At 65.6% G+C, this 6,142-nt stretch carries 7 protein-coding genes; 2 read left to right on the forward strand and 5 right to left on the reverse strand.

The window, feature by feature from the left end; all coding sequences use genetic code 11:
- Positions 1-206: 206 nt before the first annotated feature.
- Positions 207-659, forward strand: a complete 453-nt coding sequence (locus VGG53_RS10980) for a TIGR03618 family F420-dependent PPOX class oxidoreductase (RefSeq protein WP_331518087.1) — start codon at positions 207-209, stop codon at positions 657-659.
- Here the strand turns inward: VGG53_RS10980 and VGG53_RS10985 are convergent.
- The 4 genes from VGG53_RS10985 to VGG53_RS11000 all read right to left on the reverse strand — a co-directional run bounded on the left by VGG53_RS10985 (position 656) and on the right by VGG53_RS11000 (position 3,678).
- Positions 656-1,612, reverse strand: coding sequence for an LLM class F420-dependent oxidoreductase (locus VGG53_RS10985; RefSeq protein ID WP_331518088.1), 957 nt, complete (start codon positions 1,610-1,612; stop codon positions 656-658). The genes VGG53_RS10980 and VGG53_RS10985 overlap by 4 nt on opposite strands.
- A 120-nt stretch (positions 1,613-1,732) precedes the next feature.
- On the reverse strand, positions 1,733-2,545 hold the full coding sequence (locus VGG53_RS10990) for a class I SAM-dependent methyltransferase (RefSeq protein WP_331518089.1): 813 nt from the start codon (positions 2,543-2,545) through the stop codon (positions 1,733-1,735).
- Positions 2,546-2,641: 96 nt separating this feature from the next.
- Positions 2,642-3,307, reverse strand: a complete 666-nt coding sequence (locus VGG53_RS10995; protein ID WP_331518090.1) for a M15 family metallopeptidase — start codon at positions 3,305-3,307, stop codon at positions 2,642-2,644.
- Between the two features lie 23 nt (positions 3,308-3,330).
- Positions 3,331-3,678, reverse strand: a complete 348-nt coding sequence (locus tag VGG53_RS11000) for a hypothetical protein (RefSeq protein ID WP_331518091.1) — start codon at positions 3,676-3,678, stop codon at positions 3,331-3,333.
- Positions 3,679-3,819: 141 nt separating this feature from the next.
- On the opposite strand from VGG53_RS11000, the gene VGG53_RS11005 reads away from it, so the two are divergent.
- Complete coding sequence (locus VGG53_RS11005; protein ID WP_331518092.1) at positions 3,820-5,061, forward strand: cytochrome P450; 1,242 nt, start codon at positions 3,820-3,822, stop codon at positions 5,059-5,061.
- A gap of 18 nt (positions 5,062-5,079) precedes the next feature.
- Here VGG53_RS11005 and VGG53_RS11010 read toward each other — a convergent pair whose 3' ends face one another.
- Positions 5,080-5,928: a PPOX class F420-dependent oxidoreductase gene (locus VGG53_RS11010; RefSeq protein WP_331518093.1), complete on the reverse strand. Its 849-nt coding sequence runs from the start codon at positions 5,926-5,928 to the stop codon at positions 5,080-5,082.
- Between the last annotated feature and the right edge of the window lie 214 nt (positions 5,929-6,142).

Genomic DNA, 6,142 nt, shown 5'->3' on the forward strand with positions numbered 1-6,142 from the left:
GGGCGCCGCCACGATGCGCACCAACGACGTGCTCGAGGACGACGAGATCGCCGACGGCTACATCCTGACCTGCCAGGCCGTGCCGGACACCCCGTCGGTCCTGGTGGAGTACGAGTAGCGCTGCACGGCAGCACTTTCCGCGGTCGGGAATGGAACGAGGCGTTCCGGGGCTGAAACACAGGAAGAACCGGAAAGGACCTTCCGCTATGACTGACCTGCCAGCCTTCGAAAAGCTCGCCGCCGCCGACCAGGGCCTCGTTGTCTTCACCACGTTGCGTCGCGACGGCAGCGCTCAGGCGTCGGTGGTCAACGCCGGCGTCCTGCCGCACCCATTGACCAACGAGCCGGTCGTCGGGCTGGTAGCCATCGGCGGCGCCCGCAAACTGGCCCACCTACGCGCAGATCCGCGCACCGCCGTCACGGCCCGCGCCGGTTGGCGGTGGGCCACCGTCGAAGGGTCGGCGCAACTGATCGGACCCGACGACCCTCACCCCGACGTGGACGACGAGCGGCTGCGGGTGATGCTTCGCGAGATCTTCACCGCAGCCGGCGGAACACACGACGACTGGGACACCTACGACCGGGTGATGCGCGAACAACGTCGCACCGCGGTGCTTATCTCGCCGGCCCGCGTCTACACCAACCCGGCAGGCGGTTAACGCAGTTCAGCCGCCAGCTCCGCGATGACCTCGCGGGTGCGTCGTTTGGAAGCGACCAGCTCGTCGCGGTTCTGACCGATCGGCAGCAGCCGCACCGACAGGTCGGTCACTCCGGCATCGGCGAACCGGCGCATCCGCGCCAGGATGGCCTCTTCGTCGCCCGCGGCGCAGATGTCGCCGACGTCGCGCGCGTCGCCGTAGTCCAGCAGCCGCTGGTAGTTCGGCGAGACCTCGGCTTCGCCCAAGATCCGGTTGGCTCGGTCGCGGGCCGCGTCGACTTCGCTTGATGCGCATAGACATACGGGTATTCCGGCGACGATCCGCGGCGCAGGGCGCCCGGCATCGCCGGCGGCCTTGGTGATCCGCGGAACCACATGCTCGGCGACGGATCGCTCGTCGGCCATCCACAGCACCGTGCCGTCGGCGTGCTCGCCGGCCAGCGCCAGCATCACCGGGCCGAGCGCGGCGACGAACACCGGCAGCGGCGCCACCGGCGCGAGATCCAGCGGGTTGTGCACGGTGAAGTGCTCGTTCTCGACGTCGACCGGCCCCGGCCCGCCGAACGCGGCGTGCAGAACCTCCAGATAGTCGCGGGTATATGCGGCGGGCTTCTCGTAGGGCAAGCCCAACATGTCCTGGATGATCCAGTGGTGCGACGGCCCGACTCCCAGCGCCAACCGGCCCCCGGTGGCAGCATGCGTCGATAAAGCCTGACGCGCCAACGCAATTGGATGCTGCGCCTGCAGCGGCACCACGGCGGTGCCGAGCTCGATACGGGTGGTGCGGCTGCCCATCAGCGCGACAGCCAACAGTGCATCAAAGTCGTTGGGCACCTGGGGAATCCATGCGGTGTCCACGCCCGCGGTTTCGGCCCACTCGATATCGGCGAGCATCTTGGTGACCTTGCGCGCCGGGTCGCCGCGCTCGGCGCCGATCATTACTCCGAGACGCACGTGTTCTCCCTGGTCGATGGGGACTGCCAGTCAGAGTGCAGTTATCTTTCAGACGATAACGTACTTGCAAAAAAAGAGAATGCCAATATCATGCGGTCACCAGCGCAGACGACGGCCGCGTTACGCCCGACAGAGAATCTCGCCGTGCGGAATGGAAAGCCAGCCATCCGGAGCAGCAGCCCAGTCCCGCCACGCCGTGGAGATCTCGCGCAGCTCCGCGGCGCTGGACATCCCCGAGTCGACCAGTTGTCGTGACAGGGCCGACTCGACGATCCGGTCGGCCCACATCCCGCCCCACCAGTCCCGGGTCTCCGGCGTGGCAAAGCACCACAGGCCTGCGGTGGGCGTGATGTCGTCAAATCCGGCGTGCTGCGCCCATGACAACAGTCGCCGGCCCGCATCCGGTTCTCCGCCGTTGGCCCGCGCGGCCGCGGAATACAGCGTCATCCAGCGGTCCAGCGGCGGAAGCTGCGGGAACCAGGTGAATCCCGCGTAGTCCGCGTCGCGGGCGGCGACGATACCACCCGGCTTGCACACTCGACGCATCTCGCGCAGCGCTTGCACCGGGTCGGCCACGTGCTGTAGCACCTGATGGGCGTGCACCACGTCGAAGCTGTCGTCGGGCACGTCCAGTGCGTGCACGTCAGAGGTTGCGAAGACGATATTCGACTGCCCCCGGGCCTGGGCCTCGGCGCGCGCCAAATCCAGTGCGTCATCGGTCATTTCGATGGCGGTGAGTTGTCCGGGCGCGACCCTGGCGGCGAGGTCGACGGTGATGGTTCCGGGGCCGCAGCCGACGTCCAGCACCGACATTCCCGGCTGCAGATGCGGCAGCAGGTATGCGGCGGAGTTTTCCGCGGTGCGCACCCGGTGCGCGCGGAGCACCGACTCGTGATGCCCGTGGGTGTAGACGACCTGATGTTTTGTCGTCACGGCGCGACTCCCTTGCGTTCGAATCGGGTGGTCAATGTCAAGGCTACCGCCGACCGTTTCATAATGCGAAACAGCTATCTCATATGGTGGGATGCGCTAGTTGACCGGGACGTCGAGGATGGGCCGCTGGACCCCGGCGCCCGAGCCGTCGAAATGCCACCATTCACCGGAGTACACCGATAAGCCGCCCGCGCTCATCGCATCGCGCAATCGGCCTCGGTTGGCCTGCTGGGCGGCGCTGACACCGTCGGTCGCGAAAGCCGTTGCCCTCGGCGAGAAGTCGTCGAAGTCGGTGCCCATGTCGACGAGGCAACGCGGGCATTGCTCCTTGACGTTGGCCAGCGTCACATCGACCGAGCGGCCGGACTCGTGACTCTTCGCATAGTTGCCGGGCTTGGCCACCCAGGCCGGATTCGGCACGATGCCAAACATCTTGACCTGCACGTCGTGTGGTCGATAGCAGTCCCAAAAGACGAGCACGTTCCCCTGCGATGCGAGCACCTTCGCGGCGGCCGCAAGGCCGGAAGCCATCGATTCGTGCACCAGGCAGCGGGCATTGGCGGGGTAGAGCTGCGTGTGGGTGAAGTTGCTCGGCGTCGCATAACGCAGGTCGATCAGCGCGTTGGGCACCACGGAGCGCACGTCGACGAATCCCGCTGTGCGCGCTTGGGGACTCAGCGGGGGCACGTCCGCGCCGGCGCGTGCATCGCAGCTGGTAGCGCCGAGCAGGAACAGGACAACCAGGAGCCGAAGTGCGGGCATGGGTTCAGTATGCGACCGTTGTTTCAGCTCCAGTCGATGGCGGCGGCGCGTTGCCGGACACCCTCGACCCGGGCCGCGATTTGGGCGGCGACGGCGTGCTGCTCGTTTTCCATTGTCCTGGCCAATGATTCGGCCTCAGCCACGATCTGCTTGAGCAGGTCTCGGTGGTCTTCGATCACCGTGATCGTCGCGTTTCTGACGGCCACCGCCGCGGAGCCCCGGGCCTCCGACGGGGAAAAACCGCAGGAGAGCAGCGGCGGCAGCGTCTGACGCTCGAAATCCGTCATGTCGCGGGACAGGTGAACGTTGAAGGTTGCCCGGTACGGATCCCGATCGTCGAATTCAACACTGCATATCTTGAGTGGGTCCATCAGCCGCCGTTCAATGTGCCGCGAGGGCGCGCGCCCTCTCGACGCCGAATTACATATGTGTAGTTTACCGGCGTTTTCGGGTGGGCGCGGAAGCCGGCTTTATGCTGACAAGGCCTGTCGGACGAGTCGAAGGAGACCGTCATGACCGTCGGTACCGTTCCGCCGAGTGTTTTCGACGCCGATCTGCCCACGCTCAGCTACGGCGCCGACGAGACTCCCGCGGAGGTCTACCCGCGATTCCGGGAGGCGCAACAGCAGGCGCCCCTCGCTTTAGGCCCGTTCGGACCCGAAGTGCTCTCCTATCAGCTCGTCCGTGCCGTGCTGCGCGACGAACGGTTCCAGCCGCCGCCCGGCATCGTCCTGCAGGCCCAAGGCGTCACCTCGGGCCCGTTGTGGGACAAGGTGATGAACAGCTTGCTCTGCATGGAGGGCGAGACGCATCGCCGATTACGCGGAATGTGTTCCAAGGCGTTCACCCCTCGTACGGTTGCGCGCCTGCACGATGCCATGGTCGACGTGATGAGCGGTCTGGTCGACCAGGTGGCCGACAAGGGCCGGTGTGACGTGGTCGCCGACCTCGCGCGCCCCTACCCCGTCCCGATCATCTGCGCGTTGCTCGGCGCTCCCCGCGAAGACTGGCGGCAGTTCTCGTCGTGGGCTGACGACATCTTCAAAGCCTTCAGCTTCTCCGCCGACATTCGACAACTCGAGCCCGTCGTCATGCGGGCATGGCGAGAGCTCGACCACTACGTCGACGACATGGTCGCCCATCGCCGCCACACCCTGACCGACGACCTGCTCTCCGACCTGATCCGCGCCGAGGATGACGGCGATCGCCTTGATGCCGCCGAACTGCGCATGCTCGCGGGCGGCCTGCTGCTGGCGGGAACCGACACCACGCGCAACCAAGTGGCCGCGTCCGTGCAGGTGCTCTGCGAGCACCCAGATCAGTGGGAGCTGCTCAGGGACAATCCCGAGTTGGCCATGCACGCCGTGGAGGAGACCATGCGCCACTCGCCGATCGCGGGCGGGACCCTGCGCCTCGTGGTCGACGACGTGGAGCTTGACGGCTATCTCTTCCCAGCCGGAACCATGGTGCTGATGAATACCTTTGCGGCCAATCGTGATCCGACCGTCTACGACGATCCCGATCGCGTTGACATCACCCGCGAGGGCGCACCGGCGATATTGACCTTCGGCGGCGGCGTGCACTACTGCCTGGGCGCCAATCTGGCGCGACGCGAGATCGCCGAAGCGCTGAATGTTCTGACCGCCCGACTGCGCAACCCGCGGATCGTTGGGCCGGTGCCGTGGAAACCGATCGTCAGCCTGAGCGGGCCGTTGAGCCTGCCCATCGAGTTCGACGTGCACCGATCGTCGTGAGCCGAATAGGTATGGTAACTAGCGAACTTCGTCAAAGACGGTCGAGGCAATTTTGGCCGCTGCGTCGCGTTCGGACAACTGCGGCGGAATCAACTCGGCATGCATGGTCCGTCCGTACTTGGACCGCATCAGCCGATGTATCGACGGGACCACCACGCCGTGAAGGACGGGATACTTGCGGCGCAGCAGCCGTGCTGCTTGTCGATACTCGGCGCCCTCCAGCAGCTGCGCCTGCGCCGGCAGCATTGGCCCGATCGGCTTGCCTGACATCGTCGCCGAACCGAATTCGACATTCGGGTTGCGCCGGATCCGGCGTACCTTGATCGCTTGCTCGTAAGTCCGAAAGTACGCACGGTCTCCGTCCACCGCGATGCTGACGGGGCTGGTTCCAGCGGTTCCATCCTTACGAAATGTGGTGAGCCTGATCGTCTTCTGCCGAACGAACGGGACCAACAGCGGCTCGGTCGCCACGCTGACGTGGCCCAGCACATAGCCGAGCTGACGTAACCGCAGCACGAACGCGATGACCAACAGCACCGACGCCGCGGCCAGCGCCCACGCTTGGAGGGCCGAACCGTCGAGATCCACGAAGTGGTTCACGGCATGCACGGTGTTCCCGACGATGTATCCGGCAAGTACGGTGGCCAACGCATCCGACCAGATCAGCGCGAGCAGCAGCATGACGCCAAGACCAACCTGGAACGCGCCGACGTCATGCACGAAGTGCTCATGCGGGGGGAACCCGACCGACTCGGCGAACGAGCGGGGATCGATCAAACACCAGACCCCTATCGCAGCGGTGAGCAGTCCGATCAGTGCCGTGATCGTGACCAGGTATATCCGTGCCGGGGTTCCGATAGGAATCATCTGCCGTCCTCCAATGGTTTCGTCCTCCAATGCTGGACGAGACTTCACCCCGATGTGTGACATGCACCTCGAAGCCATCCACCACCTCGCCCATTGGGTGATGCCGGCTACAACAGCGCCGAAGAGGTCACGTTTCGCGGTTGGGGGGTGCCTTGGGTGTATGGCATCACCGCAGGGGCAGTTGACGTCAGCGATAAGGAGGTAACGAGTGGAG

This window comes from Mycobacterium sp. (assembly GCF_036490025.1).
In the GTDB taxonomy this organism is placed as follows: Bacteria; Actinomycetota; Actinomycetes; order Mycobacteriales; family Mycobacteriaceae; genus Mycobacterium.